The following is a 19,931-nucleotide window of genomic DNA, read 5'->3' as shown; positions in this document are numbered from 1 at the left end:
ACCGAATAATCAACAGAGGTAAAGGATTTATCGGCAAATACCCCTATTTTTGTCAGCACGTTTTCTCAGAAAAATACAAACCGGCATCTGGTTTGTAGGTTTTCCTACATGAAAGTACTCTTCGACCATCAATCGTTCACGGGGCTGCCTTATGGGGGCGTTTCCCGCTATTTTTTTGAACTGATGCGTTCATTCACCAAGCGATCAGACGTTGAGTTTGAGCTGTCGCTTCGGCTGTCGAACAACGAATATTTAGATCAGGCTTCGTTTAGCAATCATTTTCGGTATCACGGGTTTGCCCAACTTCGTAATGCGCACCGAGTGGCTTCCGTTCTTAATCGATTGTATAGTCTGCAACGAGTTCGGGCGGGTAAGTTCGATGTTTTCCATCCTACTTACTACCATCGGTATTTCCTGAAAGCGATCAATAAAAAGCCGTTTGTCTTAACCTTTCATGATGCAACCAGCGAACGGTTCGGCAAACAATATCCTGAAGTTGGCGAAGGGCTTTACGACTTAAAAAAACAACTTCTGCGCCGGGCCGACTGTATTATTAGTGTGTCAGAGTTTAGTAAGCAAGACTTGCTTCGCTACTTTCCCATCGACCCCGATAAGGTAAAAGTCATTCATTTAGGGACCCGCCTAAGCGAATCCGTTCCTGCGTTCGATCAGCAGGCCCGGCCTTTTCCAGCGCCCTACCTACTGTATGTAGGCAAACGAGGACTGTACAAAAACTTCAATGGCTTTTTCCGGGCCGTTCAGCCCATTTTGCATCGGTACCCTGATCTGCATCTGATTTGTACAGGGGGTGGTTCGTTTACGCATGAAGAGCAAACGCTGTTTTATGCCAGCCGTCTCAACGAACAGGTTCATTACCGCCCGATAACCGATGCTGGGCTGATGAATCTTTATCAGCATGCCCGTGCCTTTGTTTTTCCTTCACTTAACGAAGGATTTGGGCTGCCTGTGCTGGAAGCCTTCAGTGGTGGCTGCCCGGTTGTGCTCAGTAACCGCAGTTCGCTTCCAGAAGTGGGTGCCGACGCAGCCCTTTATTTTGATCCTGAAGATGATGATTCCATGGCCGAAGCAATCGAACGAATTGTTACAGACGATGCGCTGTGTGCAGAATTGCGACAGAAAGGGGCTCAACGCCTAAAGTTGTTCTCTTGCGACAAAACGGCTCAGCAAACGCTGGAGGTGTATCAATCTATGTGCTAAGGCATGAATTCGAACCCAAAATCACTTCGGTCGTTTGTTACGCAACCTTACAGCCCATCCGTTACGGCTAATCCTAGCCAGAGCAATTACCCAAAGCTGACCGTCGTTACGCCTTCCTTCAATCAGGCGCACTATTTGGAACGGACCATATTGAGCGTCTTAAATCAGAAGTACCCTAATTTGGAATACTTCATTATCGATGGCGGTTCAACCGATGGCAGTCTTGATATAATTAAAAAATACGAACCGTACCTGGCCGGTTGGGTGAGCGAAAAAGATCGGGGACAAACAGATGCCATCAATAAGGGGTTTCGGCAGGCAACGGGCGATTACGTTGCTTTTCAGAACTCCGACGATGTGTTTGCGCCAAATGCGTTCAGCCGAGTAGCTGAAGCCTGGCGGAACGCACCCGATACCGATGTTTTCTTCGGAGATATGTATATTACCGACGAAGATGACGTTATTCTGGAAGAAATGCGGGCACCAGATTTCTGTTTAGCATGTCAGATTTACGAAGGAATGCAGGTTTTCAACCAATCGTTGTTTATGCGACGTACCCGACTGGAACAGATTGGCTATCTTGACGAAAGCTTACGATTTGTAATTGACTACGAAATTGTAGCCCGATTGGGTGTGCAGGCTGACGTCAGGTTTCGGCATGTTGATGGATTCTGGGGCGGCTTTCGGATCCAGCCTGATGCCAAGTCCTCAACCATTGCCGGTTCGGTTGGTCTACAGGAGCATCAGCTTGTTAAAATGAAATACCAGCCGATGCTGACCTCATCGCTGGGGGCTTCATTCTGGCAGCGTTATTGTCGCATACGCAAACTACTGGTTTTTGTGGGTAAAGGTCAATTTATGTACGTTATACACCGGCTCAGGCTACGCCAGGCCAGATAATTGCTTTCGGTTTTCAGTATACGGTAACATTTACAGTACGTTGAAAATCGAAAGCTGAAAATTATGATCTGTTTATGAACGGTTTGATTCGTCTGGTTCGGTCCCTCGATTTTATGCGGATGGTGCTTGGTATCTGCATCATTGTCGATGGGTATCCGCTTATATTCTTTTTTCGGGAAACGATGCGGTTGGCTCCGGGAAGTACCACCTTTACAGCCCTAGCACTGGCAAGCGGGTTGTTGCTCATGGTGCCTTTTACGGTTTTCCGGCGGCTTTACCGGCCTAACATCACCATGTTCTGGATGGGCATGGGCTATATTCTACTGAGCATCGTGTACATGTTCATCTTTAACGGTGTACCAGGTTTTCAGGATGCAGGACGGGATATGATCTACTTCACGTACATATTGATTTTTATGTTTCTGCTGATCAATATCCCGAATGACATCATTCCCTATTTTATACCGGTAGTGGTCTGGTTTACGCTAGCGTCCAATCTGGGGCTTATTTATTCGCTAATTACCGACCCTACCTGGGCGATTGGTCAACGAGCTACGATTACCTTGAACAATGGTGATCCCGGTTCAGGGAACCCCCACGCGTTTTCACGAAATGCCTACATGGGTGTTGTGGCCTGCGCTATCTGGCTGGTACGACCTAATACACTTCTGATTTTTCGGCTACTATCATTTTTCGCAGGTGTAGTCAACATCGCCGTGTTAGTACTTACTCAAACTCGTTCTGCCATTTTGGCCTTTCTGGTCGCGGTGTGTTTTTTTCTGTATTTCAACGTTCGTCCCGCCCAGATACGTACAGCCGCCCGAAGCCTGGTAAAACCAATTCCTCTAATGGTTATGTTCGTGGGCTTCCTTGGCGTTGTTTATTTCTTCCAGCGAAATATTACTACGTATCTGATACTATATGACTATGTAACGGCTTTTTTGTCGAGGAACATGGAAACGGTTTATGCTATGCTTGGTTTGAAATCGGCTGGTCACGATTATAAGGCGGTGCTGGATGACTCCACTGCTAACCGTTCAGTCAGTACCCAGTTTCTTCAGTTAGTCATCTTCAGCCATATGCACATGCTGGTTTTAGGGTATGGCTACAAATATCTTTACCTCGACATTCCTATTCTGGAGTCAGTAATCAACCAGGGTATTTTAGGACTGGTATTATTTGGTGGGTTGAATTGGCTGGTTCTAAAAAATGCCTGGCGTATTATGCGAACCAACCCCAATCCACTAAGCATTTTTTTAGCCTATTTCTACTTCCTGATTTTGGTTCAGGCATTTACCAATGGCCGCCCAAATGAAATTTCATTCTGGTTTCCACTCTGCCTGATGATTCGATTTATGGGAGTAGAACATCTGTTTCCAGCCCACTTATCGGATAAACCGTCTGTGCCAGCTCAGGAGAAGTATGTCGTTTTGCCAAGTCCTGAACCTGCCTGATGCGTATTCTTATTGTCCATAACCTGCTATGGGCTCATTATAAATCCAGCGTTTTCCAGGCTCTGCAACAATTAGTCGACCAGCGAGACGACGTAACCATCAATGTGCTTCAGATTGCCCGCAATGAGCGCTCACGTGCAGGATTGGAAACGTCTTCGTATAAAAGCATCCCTACTTATTCGTACAACTACGAGTTGCTTTTCGATCGGTACGTCGAGGAGGTAGGGCTTCGTGACCGCGCTCAGGTACTACTAAAGCGAGCGATTGCATTTCGGCCGGATGTAATCAACCTGACGGGCTATTACGATCCGGCACAGCTTCTGCTGCTGATCTGGGCCAAAAGCAAGGGAATTCGGGTGGTTATGCAGAATGAAAGCACAGCTGCCGACCAACAACGGGGTGGTTGGAAAGAACAACTAAAGCGATGGGTTTTTCGACTGTGTGACGGCTTCTTCTGCTTCGGTAGCCAGGCCGCCGATTATCTCATACAGTTGGGCGTACCACCTGCCAAAATTTTGCTTCGCAAGAACGCTGTTGACAACAATGCGCTCCTGGCAGTTTACGAACGAACGCTACCCAATCGGGCTTCTCAACAACAGAAAGCTGGTTTACGCCCTAAAAATTTTATTTTCGTCGGAAGGCTCATCGAAATCAAGAATCTCCCTATGCTTATCACAGCCTTTGCAGAGGCTGGAAAGCGGTTGATAAACCGCAACGACTGGGGATTGATTTTGCTGGGGGATGGAGTAGAGCACGAAAACCTAATCAATCATATCCAGCATCTGGGCGTAGCGGATCGGGTTAAACTACTACCGGGTCGCCCGTGGTTTCGCGTACCTGAAGTATTGGCTCTCAGTGATGTACTAGTATTACCAAGCCATTCAGAACCATGGGGGCTGGTAGTCAATGAAGCCATGGCTTGTGGCTTACCAGTTATCGTTTCAGAGCGATGCGGCTGCGCCGTCGACATAGTACATGATGGCCAGAACGGCTTTATTTTTAATCCAGAACAACCTGCCCAATTAACGTATCGGCTCATCCAGTTTATGGATGGCACCGTCAATACGCGGCTCATGGGCCAGCTTGCCAAAGAGTTCATAGCCCCCTATGCACCCCAGGCCGTAGCCCAGGAAATGCTTGACGGATTTATCAAAATCACGAAATAATCGGTTATTTCGCGGTATCTATGCGAATTTTAAACATCTGTGCATACACCTGGCAAACGGGTGGCCCCCCTAAGATTATTTTCGACCATACGCAGGTTGTGCTTCGTTATGGCCATCAGGTCGACATCTTAAGCCCCATTTCGCCTGGCGAAAAACCATACACTGTACCCGAAGGGGCTCGGTTGATTCTGTGCAAGCGAACGACCGGTATCAGTCGGTTTTTCCGGGAATTTTCCATCGAGCTATATCAGTATCTAAAAAAACATATTCACGAGTATGATGTCATTCACTGTCATGGACTATGGCATTTCGGGACATTGTCTCCGTTTATGCTTGATCATTCGGTAGCAAAAGTCATTACCATCCACGGTGTTCTGGATCGCTGGGTGTATGCCCATAACAACTGGAAAAAGCAGCTTATGGATACACTAGCGCAGAAGGCTTATCTGCGCCGGGCCGATCTGGTTCAGATTAACAATACGGATGAACAGGAGGACGTACTGCGTTACCTTGGCCAACGCCATCCCAACATCGTGATCATCCCAAATGGTGTTAAACGGAGCGACTTTGCCCAGCTTCCATCCAAGGGGACATTCCGGCAGAAATTCAACTTGCCCACTGATAAGAAGCTGGTTCTGTTTATGAGCCGACTAAATATCAAGAAAGGCCTGGATATTCTCCTGCCCGGTTTTAAAGATTACGTTACCGCCAATCCCAATACCCTATTAGCCATTGCTGGCTCCGACGATGGGTATGAAGCAGCTACACGTCAGTTTATTGAGCAGAACAACCTGAGCGATTCGATTCGATTGGTAGGTATGCTTACGGGCGATGACAAGAAAGCTGCCCTTGCCGATGCGGACTTATTTACGCTTCCCTCCTACTCCGAAGGATTTTCGATGGCTGTACTGGAAGCGATGGCCGCTGGTACACCTGCCCTCGTCTCAGATCGAGTCGGTTTTGGGGAGGCCATTCGGAAACACAAAGCCGCTGGTCTACTTACCAGCTTGACAGCCGAAGCGGTAACCGAAGGTCTGGAAAGCCTGCTTACCAACGACGCCCTCCGCCAGCAAATAGCTACAAATGCCACCGACATGGTAAAGACCTATTACGATATTGACGTTGTGGCCAAGCAATTACTGGACGAGTACGAGAAGATCTGTAAGCGAAAATAACAAATAGCGTTCAACCAGTTTTTTGCCATTATTGCGATACTGTCCGCTGAATTACGCGCTCCCAGTTCACCTGCTTATCGGCTTCGGCCAGGTCTACGAACGGGAATTCGGTAAGGAGCTGTTTCAGCTTTGGCAAGCAATTTTTAAGGCCATAATACGACTTAAATCGCCGTACACGACTTAAGCCAGGAATCATAGGTTGCTCGGCATCGAAATCGCGGGGGTGGAAATAGGTCATCACATAGGGGGATCGTCGCATCAGCCCCTTGATAACCGAATAAGGGAACAATCGAAAATAGCCACCACCCGAAAAAATCAGGTCCTGACCAACTACGGCTGCCGTATTAATGGGAAACTCCTTCAGAAGTGTCCCCTCTACATTCAGGTACCCTGGTTCGAACATATTCAGTGAAGCATCGCCCCCATGCGCCCGTCGAGCCGAAAATACGGAGCAATCAATCTCGATCCCTTGCTCGATCAGAATCGGAAATACCCACCGATTATACGCTTTAACAGAGAAACCAGGTGCACGGTACGACCGCACCTTTTTTCCTGTCAAATCCTGTAAATGTTTAATGGAACGGGCCAAATCCTCCTGAAACTCCTGGGGCGTTTGTTCATAGGCGAGCTGATGGGCGTACGAATGGGTAGCAATCTCATAACCAGCCGCGTCGATTCGCCGAATCACATCGGGATGTTTATCAGCCACCCAGCCCAGGCAGAAAAACGTAGCCCGGCTTTTAGTATCCTCCAAAAGCTGGAAAATCAGATCCATATTCTGATAAATACGCGTTTCATAACGCCCCCAGTCGGCTTCGGTGCGGGTCGATGCGTTATCCAGAATATGAAACCACTCTTCAATATCAAACGTCAGGATATTCATAAACAAGGGGTAAGAGAGAAAGACAGGGGAGGGAGCGAAGGGGGTCTTTCAATCCATTGCCCATTCACTCCCGCTTAGTTATTTTCGTCCTTCTTTAATAAAATCGCTTTCCTGCTGCCCGGAAAGCCTGCACATCCTCGCGGGTAGGAAATGTAAAATAGGTCATCTGCGAGGCATCATTTTCAATGAGTTCGTACTTGCCCGAGTGAATTTTTTCAATTGATTCCAGAATGGCATCCATGCCCATTTTTTTGGTAACGTCGATCAGTTCTGCCTGACTCATAGTACCAATAGGAAGCTTTTTCTGGACCAGAATGGGACCACTGTCGATTCCTTCATCCACAAAAAATACGGACACCCCTGTATGTGTTTCGCCATTTTTCAGCACCCAGAACGAAGGCATCAGGCCACGATACTTTGGCAATAAGGCTGTATGCAGGTTAATGCAGCCATGCGTCGCTACATCGAGCAATTTCTGTCTGAAAATCTGGTTACCAGCAATCGACACAAACAGATCAGGCTTGTAAGCCCGGAGCTTATCCAGGTTTTCGTCTTTATTGATGTTTCCTTCGATATGAATCAGCGGAATGTTTCGATCAGCAAGTACCTTCCGAACATTATTCTGACTGTTTAATTTAGATGCAACGAATTTTAGGCCGTACCGAACAAAAAATGGGAAGCCGAAGATGTCGTAGGTTTTTTTCATCTTCTCGGTAAATGTCTCTCGCTTTCCAAATGGCGACACGTCGAACACCACCGTTGCTACCACTTCGGCATAAGGTGGTAATTTTTTCAATAAATAATCAATATTACGGGCAAGATAGAAAGGATCATCCTGAGTAAGAATCACAAGGCGCATAACCGATTCGCAAATGTTAATGCCACAAAACTACGTATTCCCCCGAAAAGGCAAGGTTTGTTCTTATCGAATGATCAGTTTTCTACGCAGAGAATGGCCTTCGGCAGTTTGCAGGTCAACTACATAGAAACCTGTACTAAGATCTTCTACACTTAGCGAGAACGCATTTCTAACGTTTCCATGCCAGCTTTTCACTACCCTACCAATACCATCCCGTAGTGTCAGATCGGTAAACGTGACTTGGTCTGCCTTCACATGAAGCACCCGATCAGCGACTACCGGGTTCGGATAGAGTTGTACGATCGGTTCGGTAGGTTCTACTCCTAAAATCAATGGTTGTGTTCTGACCACGTTACTATATACCGACTCCGACGCATTACTATAAGCCCGAAGCCGATAATAATACGTCCCATACATGTCGGGTAAATTTGGATCTGTAAACGTATTGGTCGTTCCACTTAGCACAGCGATCTGCTTAAATCGGTTCGCTACGGTATCTGAACGCTCCAGAATTTGCACATCGGACCCAGCCGAGGCCACCCAGTTCAATTGAATCTGCTTTTCGGATAATGGCTTGGCAGCCAGTGTCGTAACGGTAGCAATAGCATCGGCAATCGGTACATCGAATGAAAAAGCGCGCATACCTCGTGCATTTCGGAGCGTGGGGCCATCGTAAAAAGCCGACACATCATCGGAGAAAAAGGCTGGCAAATACCGCAATCGTTTTGCGGTAACGGGCTGGCTCAGGGCTAGTTTTACCCGGTTGCCATTGGGTGTACCCGTCTTGACAAACCCCGATTGCCCGTCCAGGTAAAAATAATCTTTCTGGTAGCGAGTTACCACCACCTGTCCGGTTGCAAAATTAAAAAAGGTGGTGTCATTCTTCCAGAGTACCTGATCCGTAAACTCCATTGTCACAGAGTCTTTCTGGACATTATAAAATACCCGTTTAACATCGGGCGAATTAATCTGGACCGTATCCTTCGATCCATAAACATCACGGGCGATCTGCCGAAACTGCTCAAACGCAAGGCGCTGATACGCTAACGGTTCATAGTGAACACCATCGTAACCCGGCGTCCCAACTGTAGCAATGGTTTCGACGTTCTTGAATAAATATTTCGTTCGTCGCTGAAAATCACGCAATGCAGCTGCACTATCCTGTGGATTAGCATTACTCAGGATATTAATCTGCCCCACATAGATGCGCATATCCCCATAATCTTCGCGAAACTGGTTATACAATGTTGCGAATTTCCCACCATAGTTTTTCGTACCTGTGCCCGCATCTTCCTCACCCTGCCGCCAAATTATGGCTTTAGCGAGTTTGGCAGCACCGGCCCACTGTGCCCGATACAACAAATCGCCATAAATCGTATACGGATTGGCGTGGTTATTGGGATCACGCAACATTAGCGCGTCGATACCTGTGCCCCCTTTTGCCCCATTAAGCACACAGGTTGGTATACCATAATATTGTAGGATCAATCGTTGTAACGTCAAGCCAAACCCACCTACACTGGCATAGGGCTGTTTAGCTGGATACCAAGCTATTTTATCTGGCGATTCGCCGGCTGAATACCCTGCATTCCGCAGGTATTTATCATCAAAACTATACGAGTAATATTCTTCGAGCTGAGCCAGAGCCAACGCATTAGACTGACCATGAATAATAAAGAAGTCTCCACAAACCACTCCATTTTGATTGGCGATCAGCGCTGAATCGGTCTGTGTATAGACATATACTTTGAATGTATATTGGGCCCGCTCCGCTTTGATAACCGATGAAAAACGAAACAATGTACTATCGACGTTAGGCACTAGTGTCTTGGTTTGAACACTAATTAGCGAGTCTTCGCGCCACACTTCCATATTCAGTTTTGTGTACCAGGGTGTATAATTAATACCACTAATCACGACTTCGGCCTGGTTATTAGCATCTCGCGGAAAAAGCTGATATGGATGCGGCATTTGTAGAAAAACTACTTGAGCTGATGTGGTGAAATAGTACAAAAACAATATAACTGTAATGTAAAGTGCCTTCACAAGCTTTGCCGAGTATAAAAAAAGTTATAATATTGCATCTTCCTTCAATTGAGGAATGTGTTGGTAAAATAAGTCTTTTTTTACATAAGTCGGCAAAAAAGGCTATTTATTGAGCAAACAGTAACTTTAAGTATGACCGACGTATCTGTCATCATCCTGACACACAACGAGGAAAAACACATTGCTCGCTGTTTGGATAGCCTACTCCCGTTTACGGATAAAATCTTCATTGTTGATTCGTTTTCAACTGATCGAACCGTTGAGATTGCCCGGTCTATGGGGGCAGTTGTGGTGCAAAATACCTGGGTTAATTACGCCACTCAGTTCAATTTTGGCATTGCGCATACGCCTTTTCAGACAACCTGGCTTATGCGTATGGATGCTGACGAATACGTTATGCCGGAGTTGGCATCCGAAATCAACCAACGTCTGGCTACCCTGCCCGATTCCACGGGTGGTGTGTATGTAAAGCGACGGGTATTCTTTCTGAATCGCTGGATTCGCTATGGTGGTTTTTATCCAATCTGGCTGCTTCGACTATGGCGTAGAGGAGACGGTTTTTGTGAACAAGTGTGGCATGATGAACACATAAAATTAACAAAGGGTGAGCCCATACATTTCGATCACGACATTGTCGATCATAACTTGAATAACCTGACTTGGTGGACGCAGAAACATAATCATTATACGATTCTGGAAATGATTAACCTGCTCAACTACCGTCATCAGTTTGATCAGGCCGAAAAAGTACAACCTCGTTTTTTTGGAACGCAGGACCAGCGAATTCGATTTTTAAAGGAAATGTATGCGTCGATGCCATATTTCACGCGGCCCATCCTGTATTTCGTCTATCGCTACTTCATCCGATTAGGCTTTCTGGACGGGCGACCGGGTTTTGTCTGGTGTTTTCTGCAAGGCTTGTGGTATCGCTATCTGGTCGATGCCAAGCTTCTGGAACTAGACATTCGGATTGGTAACGATAAAGAGGCCATTATCAATTACTTTAAAACCGAGTATGGTAAAGACCTGCGAGCGATTCGTCCTCAACAGGTTACCCAATCCTGAACCGAAATTAACTGATAGGCTTATTCAGGCACAAGATTAGCATGAGGGAACAGATCAATGAAAAAACAGACCTGTCACGCTTCGACAATAGCTGGTACAACCACGGTCCCCGCTGGCGGGTTTTGCTTTGGTTTCTTGTAAACGCCTATTTTTTAAATACCTATTTACCTATACCTGTCAGGCTCAAAGTAGCAGTTTTACGTTTATTCGGGGCTAAAATTGGACGCAATGTGATGATCAAACCAGCGGTGAACATCAAATACCCTTGGTTACTGGAGATTGGCGATTACGTCTGGATTGGAGAGCAGGTCTGGATCGACAACTTAAGCCAGGTAGTTATCGGCAACAACGCCTGCCTGTCGCAGGGAGCCATGATTCTAACAGGCAACCACAACTATCGAAGCATAACCTTCGATCTGACTACCCGACCGATTTCATTAGAAGATGGGGTCTGGATTGGAGCCAGGTCAGTTGTATGTGCAGGTGTCCGCTGCGAATCGCATTCGGTACTGTCGGTCAATTCAGTAGCCACGCGTTCATTAGACGCATACAGCATTTATCAGGGCAATCCGGCTGCCTTTATCCGCAAACGAACCATAACGGCGTGAAAGTTTCTATTATAACGGTTGTTTACAATGGTGCGGAATTTATTCGGGACTGCATCGAATCGATTCTGAATCAGACCTATCCAGATATTGAATACATCATTGTGGACGGAAAATCGACGGATAGTACTATCGACATCATTCAATCGTACGGCACCAAAATTGCTCGATTTATCTCGGAACCCGACAATGGGCTATACGATGCTATGAACAAAGGCATTCGTATGGCTACCGGTGAGATTATCGGTTTGCTGAATGCGGATGACTTTTATCGTCACAATCGTGTTATTGAGCATATGGTAGCGACATTCGAGCGCACAGGTAGCGACGCGGTATATGGCGATATGCTTTATGTTGACCGGGTAAACCCCCAACGACTTAAGCGCTACTGGCGATCGGGTTGGTATAGCACGAATGCGTTCCTGTGGGGCTGGATGCCGGGTCACCTTTCGTTTTTTGCGAAACGCTGGCTCTATGAGCGCTATGGTTCTTTTCGCCTTGACATGAAAAGTGCTGCCGATTACGAACTTATGTTACGATTCATCCACAAAAATAATGCTAAAATTGCCTACATGGATGAAGTAACAATAGTTATGAGAGCCGGCGGAATCAGTAACAGTAGCTTGCAAAACAGGCTTCGAGCTAATCGGGAAGACAAACTGGCCTGGGAACTAAACGGTCTCAAGCCGTACTTTTTCACATTGTGGTTGAAGCCGTTGCGTAAACTTAAACAATATATTAGCAAACCTCCTGAGCCTGCCAATCCATTGTAATCTCAACCGTTAAATCAGATTTTCTTTTCCCTATTAGCTAAACCCATGAATTTTATGCTCCTTACAGCCCCAAATACGAAATACCCGGTTGGCTTAGGTAGCATTACTCGACGCAAACTGACGAAAAACCCAGAAAGGGAATCAGTAATTAAACGTCCTGCCTTATGAACATCGACTTATTCATTGCCTACCTACAACATAAATTCAAAGACGATCTGTTTACACTCGGGCTTTACCAATGCGTATTATCGTTTTTGGTCGCCTGTTTTGTATCGGTCGTTGCGATACCAGTTATCATTAAAATCTCCGAACTGAAATCGCTGATGGAGAAGCCAGGCGAACGGCGGGCTCACTCTACACCTACCCCTACCTTCGGAGGAATCGCCATTTTTGCAGGTCTGCTTATTTCGTATTTCCTATGGCCAAATATTGATCAAACCGAAATTTACCGGACAAATCTCTCTATTGCCGGAATGACGATACTATTCTTTATTGGTATCAAGGATGATTTGGTAGGGATCGACCCAGCGAAAAAAATCATGTTTCAGGTTTTAGCGGCCATGATCCTGATTTTCTTCGGCGACCTTCGTATCGATTATCTGTATGGTATTATGGGTTTTCATCACGTGGCCGAAATTGTTGGTATCCTGCTGACTTGTTTCATTTTTATTGCCCTTACAAATGCCATAAACCTTATAGATGGGATTGATGGACTAGCGGGCGGTATCGCTACGATTGCCAGCGGCACATTTGGGGGATGGTTTTTGATGACCAATCACTTTTCGATGGCTTGTTTGGCTTTCACACTTGCCGGAGCATTGTTGGGCTTTCTACGGTTCAACTTTTCAAAAACGAGTAAGATTTTTATGGGTAATACTGGCTCCCTGATTATTGGGTTTATGCTGGCTTTTTTCGCAGTACGGTTTGTCAGTCTGAATGCCTCTTATCGGTATGAGCCTACGGCTTTTTTCAATGCTCCAATTCTGGCTATCGTTGTTCTGATTATCCCCATTTTCGATACGCTACGTGTATTTCTGGTTCGGATATTGGCAGGGCGATCTCCATTTTCTGCCGATCGTAATCACATGCACCATATTCTACTCGATAACGGCCTGTCGCATATTGGTGCAACGGCCGTTCTATGTGGCGTTTCGTTATTCAATACCATACTGTTCCTACTACTACATCGCAACATTTCAAATACGTTCTCACTCGTAATTATTGCCGGTTTATTTGGCATTTACATGCTTGTTAGCTTCGGCCTTAAAATGCGGGTGAAATACATAACCACGCATCCCCGCCGTCGGCGGGCCGTATTGCGTCGGGAATTACAAAGTGGCATTACGGGAAAACGAATTATCGATTATTTATGAAAATCTTCGTTAGACTAAAAAAGCCCTCCAGAAAATCCTGGAGGGCTTTTTTAGTCTAACGGGTTTCTATCCGACTATTTTTTATCCGACTTCTGCAATAGCTGTTGAACCATCTGTTTCAAACTTTGCAATTCCTCTTCTACTGACTTAAGCTTCTTTCCCTGTTCCTGGTTAACTGTCCGCTGCTCCTGATTTTCTTTTTCAAGCTGGATGCTGTATAAGGTTAGTTCTTCTATTTTTTCCAGCAGCTTTGCATCGGTTTTATGGAGGTCGTTCCCCTGTTCAACCATTTCTTTCGCAGAGGGTATACCGGGCAAATGTTTATTCCGCTGTATAAATTGCTGAACTTCACTCAGGCTTTTTAGCCGATAACTTGGTTCAAATACATGGTCGCTCCATTCTGCCGAGTTTTTGATAGCCACTTTGATTTTTTCTGTTAAAATGCCTTCCTGTACATATAATTTATATCCAACAGGTATTTTAGTAACCAAAGCACCAATTACTACAGCGTCGTCCCGAACTGGAAACAGATTACCATTCTGCCGTAACCACAGGTTATCAGTGGTTCCAACATTTGTATTACTGACAACGGATGTAGAGATTACGGTTGTAGAGACAACAGTACCTGAGGCCACGTTAGCCAGGTATACATCGCCATTCGAATTGACAGTTAAAACCTTAGTAACTGTACCTGTGGGTATAACATCTGATGTCAGATTCGTAAATCGTAAGCCGCTCACGCCAGAGGTCGATGAAGTAATCTCCAGTTTGGCATTAGGAGCCGTATTGCCTATGCCAACGCTCACCGAGTTTGCTCCAGTCCCACCCAATACAATTGAATTACTCTGATTGACAATGGCATTAGCACCAATAGCAGCCGAATTGGTAATAGTGGTGTTAGCGGCATTAACACCGGCAGCATAACCAATAAATACATTATTCGTACCTGTTGCATTACCGATAAAGCCAGACCGTTGCCCTACGTATGTATTTCGGGAACCAGTGTTATTAGTATACCCTGTGCTATCGCCAACAAAAGTATTCCCACTACCGGACGTATTATTAAAGCCAGACAAGTTACCAAAAAAGGAATTGGAGCCACCTGTAATATTTTTAACCCCAGCTTGATTACCGGCAAACACGTTGAGCCCACCTGACGTTGTAGCATATCCTGCTTTAGACCCAACAAAAACATTTCCTGAATTTATATTGCTGTAACCAGCCGAATCCCCAATCACCACATTATTATGCCCTGTGGTATTAGCATAATTGGCCCGAATTCCTAGGGCTATGTTGCTATAACCCGTAGTATTAGCATACCCCGTATTATAGCCAACAAACGTGTTTGCTATTCCAGATAGATTACTATAACCCGTTTGCTGACCCACAAAAACGTTGCTCTCTCCAGTTATATTACGAAAACCGCTGAGGCTCCCCAGAAACGTATTAAATCGTCCTACGGTGTTCGCCTGTCCTACACTATCCCCCAGAAACAGATTAAAGGAACCGGTTGTATTGCTTCGGCCAGTACTCACTCCTAAAAATGTATTCTGAGTTCCAGTGGTGTTCGCGCGGCCCGATAAATACCCGACAAATGTATTGACGCCAGCCGTGCTGCTATAGCCTGACTGAAATCCTATAAACGTGTTTTGAAGCCCGGCTATATTCAGAAAACCAGCTTTAGAGCCTATGAACACATTATTGCCCACTGTATTAGTATAGCCTGCCGAATCCCCAACTAGCACATTATTAGACCCCGACAGATTACTATAACCGGCCCGGATGCCAACCGATACGTTATTCGAACCGGTTGTGTTTGAAAAACTCGATGTATTACCGATGAAGGTGTTATTAAATCCTGTCGTGTTAGAAAACCCTGTCTGCTGGCCAATAAACACATTACTCTCTCCACTTACATTACGAAAGCCACTCCGGCTTCCCAGAAACGTATTAAAACGGCCCACGGTGTTCGTCTGGCCTACACTATCACCTACAAATAGATTAGAGGACCCCGTTGTCGTATTTCTACCTGCAGTAGCGCCTAAAAAGGTGTTCTGCGTTCCGGTCGTATTAGCACGGCCCGATAAATACCCGACAAATGTATTGACGCCAGCCGTGCTGCTATAGCCTGACTGAAATCCTATAAACGTGTTTTGAAGCCCGGCTATATTCAGAAAACCAGCTTTAGAGCCTATGAACACATTATTGCCCACTGTATTAGTATAGCCTGCCGAATCCCCAACTAGCACATTATTAGACCCCGACAGATTACTATAACCAGCTCTTATACCAACCGATATGTTATTAGAACCAGTTGTATTGGAAAAGCTCGATGTATTACCGATAAAGGTATTATTAAGTCCTGTTGTATTATTAAAGCCTGTACTCTCACCCAGAAATACATTTTGAGCCCCAATGGTATTATTATACCCGGCACGGTACCCGTTGAACGCGTTGTAAGACCCTGTAGTCGTATTAAAGCCTGCTTCCGTTCCAACAAATACATTTTGTGAACCTGTAGTACCTGCCCGCCCCGCATTAAAACCAAGAAACGCATTTCGGGCACCAGTCGAATTATTATACCCGGCAAAGCTGCCTATAAACGCATTCTGCGAACCTGTGTTTCTATACCCGGCAAAACTACCGATAAACGCATTGTCGACGCCTGTTGCGTTGGTATATCCAGCATATGTGCCCAGGAATACATTCTGTGAGCCAATGGTATTGCTATATCCGGCATATGAGCCTAAAAATGAATTTGAGAAACCTGTTGTGTTGAACTGCCCGGCATAACCACCTAGCATGGCATTCTGAGAACCAATCGTATTGTTGGCCCCGACATTTATACCAACAAATGTGTTTTGAGAACCGGTTGTGTTTGCCTGTCCGGTACCAAACCCCATAAAGACATTGTAATAGCCTGTTGTAGTTGATTGCCCGGCATTGTACCCCATAAATACGTTATACAATCCACGCATGGAGCTATTTCCGGCAAAAGGCCCAACCAATGTATTGAAATTACCGGGAGTGACCGAGTTAGGCGTTGTGACGGCATAGTTGGATTGACACCAGCCAATACTGGGGAAGCCCAGAATAAACAACGCTATTACGAACCGATTACCATTGAAAAGTCGAGATATAGATTTCATCATAATCTATGCCAAATATGAAACGTGAGAAAAACCGGAAATGGGTACTGTCAAATGTACACCGATAGTACCCAATTTGATTAGTAACAAACCTGCACTATTTACTGTCCGGTAGCAGTTAGCGCTTATACGTCGATTATTTATCGTAGAGATAACCCTTTGAATCACCACAAAAATTTTGTGCTACCAGCCCATAAATTTCTAAGCTCTACGATACATTCCAAATGCCACATATCCCCTCTAAAAAAGGCAAAAATCATTCCAAACATCTATTTTTCTGGCACTTATACGAGCTATTCTATTGAACGGCCTCACTGCATCATAGTGTTTCCAAACAGCCCCACAGCTCACTTCAACGGGCGTTTTTTCCGTTTCGTAGCAACTACCATTGGCCCCCGGTAGGTCAGGGTGCAACTTTGAGGCAAACAACGAAACGATGACACCTCAACGCATTCTCTTCGCCACCATGCCCATGGATGGCCATTTTAGCCCGCTCACAGGACTAGCTGTACACTTAAAGCAGGCAGGTCACGATGTCCGATGGTACGTTGGCGGCCACTATGGACAAAAAGTTTGTCAATTAGGTCTTCACCATTACCCGTTTAAACAAGCACAGACGGTCAATCAATATAATCTGGATAGTCTGTTTCCTGAACGAACTACGTTGAAGAGCCCTTTAGCCCGACTTCGGTTCGATATACACCAGGTATTTTTACTCCGAACCCCTGAATTTATCGAAGATCTTACCGAAATTCATGCTGAATGGGAATTCGATATACTAGTTCACGATGTCGGCTTCACAGGGGGCGTGTTTGCCAAACATATATTGGGGGTTAAAACGGTAGGTGTTGGCGTAGTGCCCCTGGCCGAATCAGACGCCTATGTTGGCGCATCAGGACTCGGACTACGGCCTCGTATGGGCTGGTTTGGTCAACGGTTTTTAGGTCTGGTACGCTATCTGATTCAGGGGTATGCCCTTAATACATGCCATACGCTTTATAACCGTTATCGTCGACAATATGGTATGCCTGCTGCCAGCGATTTTGTTTTCGACGACCTCATACGTACTGCCGATTTATATCTGCAAAGTGGAGTGCCGGGATTTGAGTATCCCCGCCAGCGGATTAGTTCAAACATCCGCTTCGTAGGTCCTCTACTTCCTTATAGTAAAGGTAAAAAACGAGTTTATGAGCTGCTCAGTAAACTATCAACCTTTAAACGAATCATTCTTGTTACTCAGGGGACCATCGAACGGGATGTCGAAAAACTAATCGTACCAACGCTTGAAGCCTTTAAAAACGAACCCGATACGCTCGTTATTGCCACCACAGGCGGCTCACAAACAAACGAACTCAGAGTTCGTTACCCAATTCATAACGCATTGATCGAGGATTATATCGACTTTAATGTGGTAATGCCCTATGCCAATGTTTATATTACCAATGGTGGATACGGTGGCGTGATGTTAGGACTAAAACATAAGTTACCAATCATAGCGGCTGGTATCCACGAAGGCAAAAATGAAATTGCTGCCCGGCTAGGCTACTGTCAGGTAGGCATAGACCTGAAAACGGAAAGGCCAAAACCAGGCCAGATTTATAAAGCGGTTGACACAATCCTGAGTGATATAACGTATCGTGAAAATGTACAAAAATTGGGCGTCGAATTGGCGTCATACAATACAAACGAACTGGCCGAACGGTATATAACTGCCCTATATCAGGAATGCCCTCAATTTATTTCAGAGGAAATAATAGCTTAAATTGAAACGGATAAGGGTAAGCCCTTATCCGTTTCAATTATTTATAAATAACTATATATCAGACCTATAAAGAATGTAAACTAGTACTCTTGTCGATTCAGGTTAGTTAGTAATCACCCACCTGTTTTTAACGTATATGAATCGACCTATTGGTTTACCGTCTCTTTCATTAAGTTCAACAAAGCCAGATCAAGCCCTTGTGGAGTTTTTGCTCTTTTTGAAGATGGATAATGAACTTCCGACGCATTTTGCTTTGTCAGCAGCGGAACAATCTCTGACCAGAAGTCACATAAAAACCAGTGCATATTCATTCCCGGATGGTTTACATTTTTAAATGCATCCATCAGAATCAGCCTGGTTTTAGGCTCTGCCGATTTGAGAACGAATTTTAGTGTAAAGTATATAGCCGATAGCTCAGTCCTGGTAAACTCATTCCCCCAACCTCGTGGCAGAACCCCAGGGAATTCAACTTCTGTTGCGACTAGCGTCTTAATATACTCTTTTAGTAGACTAACGTTGGTTTTTGTCTTCATGGTGGTTGAGTTTTATTTCCACATAAATGATTAAATTTTCGACAATTATAAAATATAGCTTAATAAATTTACTAAGCGTATATATTACAGATATCTTCAACTAGACTCGGGGACTAAGCGAGTAGCCAAACATGCCAATGCCGACTGTAATATTAACACAGAAACATGATTATTACAGTACAATATCTTTTTTGTGACCCAAACCAGGAAAATTCAGTCTAAAGATTGACTGACGCAATGCGGTCATTTTTATAGACCAACAAACCCTACCATCGTTGGTAGGGTTTTGTGTAGTGTACACGTACATAGGGCATTAGTTTACCCTTTTCATTGTCCAGGAAGACTTCCCTCCGGTTACGGAATCAGCTATGGTTCCATTGGATAACATATTTTGGCTACCGGTATATGTAGCGTTTCCTGACTGCACATGCTGATACCCACCATCATAATTCAATGTTGTTACTCTAAACGAAAAGTCATTGCCGCTTAAACTCCAGGTTCCATAGGCATATACATCATTTCCTGGCGTTTTGCCTTTATACGTGAGTGTCCCGTCTTCGTAAATCGTAAAACTAAAAAAGAAGGATTTGCCAACGTACGTTGGATCAGTAGCCGAAACCGTGTAGGTACCTGTCCAGAGTCCGTATATTGGGGAATTGACCGGAGTAACATCACTTCCATCAGAACGACAGCCCTGAAGTAAAGTCACACAGCTAAAAAGCGTTAAACAAATTACCGATCGGTAAAAAGCTGTTTTGGCAGAAAAAAACATCATTGATGTATTGTAATCGATAATTGGGAAAATTATTCCATTAAGTATCCTTTAATGGCCATATAGACAAACAGTAACAAACTACTGCTTAGAAGGGCAAGGATTAGAATTAATACAGGCCTTAGTCGTCGTTCGCTTGGTGTAGGCATTTTATGAGTGGACACGGTTCTTTCTGAGTTGATTAACGCCACAACAGGG

Annotated in this window: 16 protein-coding genes; 10 read left to right on the top strand and 6 right to left on the bottom strand. The window is 45.1% G+C overall.

What is annotated here, in order from left to right; genetic code table 11:
* The first annotated feature begins 108 nt into the window (after positions 1 to 108).
* From B5M13_RS12945 to B5M13_RS12925, 5 genes are all read left to right on the top strand, one after another.
* Complete coding sequence (locus tag B5M13_RS12945) at positions 109 to 1,218, top strand: glycosyltransferase family 4 protein (RefSeq protein WP_080056068.1); 1,110 nt, start codon at positions 109 to 111, stop codon at positions 1,216 to 1,218.
* Between the two features lie 3 nt (positions 1,219 to 1,221).
* Complete coding sequence (locus tag B5M13_RS12940) at positions 1,222 to 2,118, top strand: glycosyltransferase family 2 protein (RefSeq protein ID WP_080056067.1); 897 nt, start codon at positions 1,222 to 1,224, stop codon at positions 2,116 to 2,118.
* A 74-nt stretch (positions 2,119 to 2,192) separates the two neighbouring features.
* Positions 2,193 to 3,572: a hypothetical protein gene (locus B5M13_RS12935; RefSeq protein ID WP_080056066.1), complete on the top strand. Its 1,380-nt coding sequence runs from the start codon at positions 2,193 to 2,195 to the stop codon at positions 3,570 to 3,572.
* Positions 3,572 to 4,738: a glycosyltransferase family 4 protein gene (locus B5M13_RS12930; RefSeq protein ID WP_080056065.1), complete on the top strand. Its 1,167-nt coding sequence runs from the start codon at positions 3,572 to 3,574 to the stop codon at positions 4,736 to 4,738. Before B5M13_RS12935 ends, B5M13_RS12930 begins: the two co-directional genes overlap by 1 nt.
* A 20-nt stretch (positions 4,739 to 4,758) precedes the next feature.
* The gene (locus B5M13_RS12925) at positions 4,759 to 5,913 is read left to right on the top strand and encodes a glycosyltransferase (RefSeq protein WP_080056064.1); all 1,155 of its coding nucleotides are present in this window, start codon (positions 4,759 to 4,761) and stop codon (positions 5,911 to 5,913) included.
* 28 nt (positions 5,914 to 5,941) lie between these two features.
* Here the strand turns inward: B5M13_RS12925 and B5M13_RS12920 are convergent, their stop codons facing one another.
* The 3 genes from B5M13_RS12920 to B5M13_RS12910 all read right to left on the bottom strand — a co-directional run bounded on the left by B5M13_RS12920 (position 5,942) and on the right by B5M13_RS12910 (position 9,626).
* The gene (locus B5M13_RS12920; RefSeq protein ID WP_080056063.1) at positions 5,942 to 6,796 is read right to left on the bottom strand and encodes a polysaccharide deacetylase family protein; all 855 of its coding nucleotides are present in this window, start codon (positions 6,794 to 6,796) and stop codon (positions 5,942 to 5,944) included.
* 94 nt (positions 6,797 to 6,890) lie between these two features.
* Positions 6,891 to 7,655: a methionyl-tRNA formyltransferase gene (locus tag B5M13_RS12915; protein WP_080056062.1), complete on the bottom strand. Its 765-nt coding sequence runs from the start codon at positions 7,653 to 7,655 to the stop codon at positions 6,891 to 6,893.
* A 63-nt stretch (positions 7,656 to 7,718) separates the two neighbouring features.
* On the bottom strand, positions 7,719 to 9,626 hold the full coding sequence (locus tag B5M13_RS12910) for a sialate O-acetylesterase (RefSeq protein ID WP_245859983.1): 1,908 nt from the start codon (positions 9,624 to 9,626) through the stop codon (positions 7,719 to 7,721).
* A gap of 207 nt (positions 9,627 to 9,833) precedes the next feature.
* Here B5M13_RS12910 and B5M13_RS12905 point away from each other — a divergent pair, with 207 nt between their 5' ends.
* From B5M13_RS12905 to B5M13_RS12890, 4 genes are all read left to right on the top strand, one after another.
* Positions 9,834 to 10,766, top strand: coding sequence for a glycosyltransferase family 2 protein (locus B5M13_RS12905; RefSeq protein ID WP_080056059.1), 933 nt, complete (start codon positions 9,834 to 9,836; stop codon positions 10,764 to 10,766).
* 41 nt (positions 10,767 to 10,807) lie between these two features.
* A complete protein-coding gene (locus B5M13_RS12900; RefSeq protein ID WP_080056058.1) occupies positions 10,808 to 11,374 on the top strand; it encodes a WcaF family extracellular polysaccharide biosynthesis acetyltransferase in 567 nt (188 codons plus the stop codon).
* The gene (locus tag B5M13_RS12895; RefSeq protein WP_080056056.1) at positions 11,371 to 12,144 is read left to right on the top strand and encodes a glycosyltransferase family 2 protein; all 774 of its coding nucleotides are present in this window, start codon (positions 11,371 to 11,373) and stop codon (positions 12,142 to 12,144) included. Before B5M13_RS12900 ends, B5M13_RS12895 begins: the two co-directional genes overlap by 4 nt.
* Before the next feature lie 164 nt (positions 12,145 to 12,308).
* The gene (locus B5M13_RS12890; RefSeq protein ID WP_080056054.1) at positions 12,309 to 13,517 is read left to right on the top strand and encodes a glycosyltransferase family 4 protein; all 1,209 of its coding nucleotides are present in this window, start codon (positions 12,309 to 12,311) and stop codon (positions 13,515 to 13,517) included.
* A 74-nt stretch (positions 13,518 to 13,591) separates the two neighbouring features.
* Here B5M13_RS12890 and B5M13_RS12885 read toward each other — a convergent pair whose 3' ends face one another.
* Complete coding sequence (locus tag B5M13_RS12885; RefSeq protein ID WP_155297246.1) at positions 13,592 to 16,669, bottom strand: hypothetical protein; 3,078 nt, start codon at positions 16,667 to 16,669, stop codon at positions 13,592 to 13,594.
* A 433-nt stretch (positions 16,670 to 17,102) separates the two neighbouring features.
* On the opposite strand from B5M13_RS12885, the gene B5M13_RS12880 reads away from it, so the two are divergent.
* Positions 17,103 to 18,428 (top strand): glycosyltransferase, encoded by a 1,326-nt coding sequence (locus B5M13_RS12880; protein WP_080056051.1) that lies wholly within the window; start codon positions 17,103 to 17,105, stop codon positions 18,426 to 18,428.
* 146 nt (positions 18,429 to 18,574) lie between these two features.
* On the opposite strand, the gene B5M13_RS12875 is transcribed toward B5M13_RS12880, so the two are convergent.
* Both B5M13_RS12875 and B5M13_RS12870 read right to left on the bottom strand, forming a co-directional pair.
* On the bottom strand, positions 18,575 to 18,961 hold the full coding sequence (locus B5M13_RS12875) for a hypothetical protein (RefSeq protein WP_179950490.1): 387 nt from the start codon (positions 18,959 to 18,961) through the stop codon (positions 18,575 to 18,577).
* 313 nt (positions 18,962 to 19,274) lie between these two features.
* Positions 19,275 to 19,670 carry a hypothetical protein gene (locus B5M13_RS12870; protein WP_155297245.1) on the bottom strand — a complete coding sequence of 132 codons (396 nt, stop codon included), beginning with the start codon at positions 19,668 to 19,670 and terminating at the stop codon, positions 19,275 to 19,277.
* Between the last annotated feature and the right edge of the window lie 261 nt (positions 19,671 to 19,931).

The sequence above is a fragment of the Spirosoma aerolatum genome (genome assembly GCF_002056795.1).
Classification (GTDB): Bacteria; Bacteroidota; Bacteroidia; order Cytophagales; family Spirosomataceae; genus Spirosoma; species Spirosoma aerolatum.
The sequence above is the reverse complement of the archived record's forward strand: the minus strand, read 5'-3'. Positions and strand labels throughout refer to the sequence as shown.